The following is a 2517-nucleotide window of genomic DNA, read 5'->3' as shown; positions in this document are numbered from 1 at the left end:
TCAGAACAAGCCGATCCGTTTCCGTCAGGCTGCGGCCGTGATCCCAGATGACATCATTCCCGTCGCCCCGGGACCACACATAGGTGTCATTTCCGTTGCTCGCCTCACCTGCACTTTGACCGCCCATCAACAGGTCATCACCCAGACCGCCTGTCAGGACGTCGCTACCGTCTCTACCTTCAAGCGTATCATCGCCGCCGAAGCCACTAATAACATCGTTCTGAAAGTCTGTTCCGGTAAGAGTTTCTCCAACGCCTGTACCTTCGGTCGTGTGGGTGAGGCTGGGCGCGACTGTTGTATGGTTTGTGCCAACGCTTCGATGTTCGATACTCTGAGACAATGAGGCAATGAACTGCGCCGTCGACAAGAGACCGTCATCCAGAGCTGACGACCAATCTTGCAACTCAACCGGGTTCGGTGGGCGACCAAAGGCGTTCTGAAAGGCCTCCTTGACGAAAACCGAACCTGACAAGCCGTTCAGGCTGTTTGAGGATACACCCAGAATATCTCCCTGTTCAGCTAGCAAAAGCGCGGCGATGTCATCAGGATTTTCGATATCTTCCAGCAACCGTTCAGACAGATATGCGAGTTCATACTCTGTCGCATCGCGGTCGTACGTAACGTCTATGATGCTCTTGACCATATTCTCTATATAGGCTCGGTCGAGGCTACGCTCGAACTGCGCTGGGTTCAGAATCACGTCAAAATTGTTAGTGGTCATGTGCCCATTGCCGATCACGAGATGTTCAGCAGATTCAGAAACCTCCAGCGCGAGTTCTTCACGAGTTAAATCACCGTTTGCCAGGTTTCGCAGGTTCTCGTACAACTCCGGCATCCCTGGCGCACGCCCGTAAGCGTTCAGAAATATCTGCGTGATGAACTCCGCGTTTGAGAGTGAGCCATAGCGTGTTTCAAATTCGCTAGATTTGACAAGCTCGGAGATCAGAGCGTCTTTGTCGAGCTGGCTGTCATTAATGAAATTCACAAGGATTTCAATCTCGGCAAAATCTGCGTCGCGATCTAGGACGGTATCATAAATGCGTGCGGCTTCTGTGAGCACACGTGCTTTTGCGGCTTGGTCCAGACGGGCTTCTGAAGTTTCCGATTGGGTATCCCCGTAGGCATCTTTCCAGGTCGCTAGCAAGGTCCACGTTTCCACACCAAGCGCGTCTACCTCATGCGATACAGTCAGCTTGGCGACCCCTAGGTTCGCTTCAACCCCATTGTTCCATGTATAAGTTCCGTTATCGAGCGAAGAACGTTCGATTGTCTGTTCAACGCCATTTCTTCTGATTGTCTGGACCAATCCATCGGATGACGTTGTCGTGATAAACATGTTCGTCTCATATCCGGCCTCATTGAAAGCACTCGCGGTGACGATGTTTTCACCATCCGAACGGGTTTCAACCACGGTCACCTTGTTGGCAATACCGCTACCGTCGAAGTCCTCCGTCCGGACCACCAAGCGCTCGTCGCGGCTGGTAGTGACGGTGGCCCTAGATCGCAGATCACCGTTGGCATAGCGCGTTTGACGTGTAGAGATCTGACTTCCATCATCGTTGAGTACAGTCTCAAACTGGGTGGTGCCATCAATGAGGCCATCCCCGTCCAAATCATAGGTCAAGGAAGATGAGAGTTCGTCTGCGGATGTCGTCCGCGTTTCCTGGTATGTCAATCCTCCCCCAATTCCGGTCTCAGAATGGGTTGTGAGCCGACTACCCTGAGCATCAAATGACACGCCCATGCTGCGCGTGAAGTCAACTTCACCATCCCCATCGACATCAAAAGTGGTCGTATGTTGCATTCCGTTTGCTGTTACGGTGCGAACAATCTCACTCTCGGTTGACCAGTTCAGTGCAATGTCGCGGATTGTCGTCTCGGTGTTCTGGTCGGCATCGATAACTGCTTTGGTTTCCCGATCATGATAGCCATCCCCGTCCAGATCAGAGCTTATCGTCTCCACTAAGCCATCGGCGCTCACGGCTCGAACGAGTTTCTGGTTCAACTGCACACCAGCACCAAATTCGGACACTGTTTCGACGCTGCCGCCACTTGCTTCGAGGTATATCTGCGTAAGGCGGTCTGTACTGCCATCGCCGTCGTAGTCGGCGTCAACTCTGGTTGTCAAGCCATCGCCGCTGATGGTCGTCGTGATGTCAGACCGGGTATCGAAGGTCTCGTCCAACGTGACCTGATGCGTGACAACGTTGCCATCATCTTCAAACGTAGTGCCGCCTTTTGTGGAATAGTCGAACAGCCCGTCCCCATCCAGATCCAATTGTGCAAATGAATAGAACCCGTCATCACTGGTTGTATAGATTTCCTGACCCAGGCTCACGTCACGACCGTTGTGGTGATCCACGGTGCGAATGGTGGACCCGTTGCTGGAATAGACAGTGGCATCTGACACAACGCGGTCGGCTTCACCATCGCCATTGCGATCCGTGCGGGATGTCGCGGTCAGGCCATCGCCACTGACGCGGGTTGTTTTTGTTGCTTCCAGACCGCCACCTTCCG

Annotated in this window: 1 protein-coding gene; it reads right to left on the bottom strand. The window is 53.2% G+C overall.

The window, feature by feature from the left end; all coding sequences use genetic code 11:
• Positions 1 to 2517, bottom strand: a 2517-nt coding sequence (locus ACRZ9X_RS22375; RefSeq protein WP_480522304.1) for a DUF4214 domain-containing protein, incomplete at both ends; no start/stop codon positions are given.

The sequence above is a fragment of the Ruegeria sp. AL1 genome (genome assembly GCF_056540905.1).
Note: the sequence above shows the minus strand (reverse complement) of the source record. Positions and strands in the feature narration are given on the sequence as shown.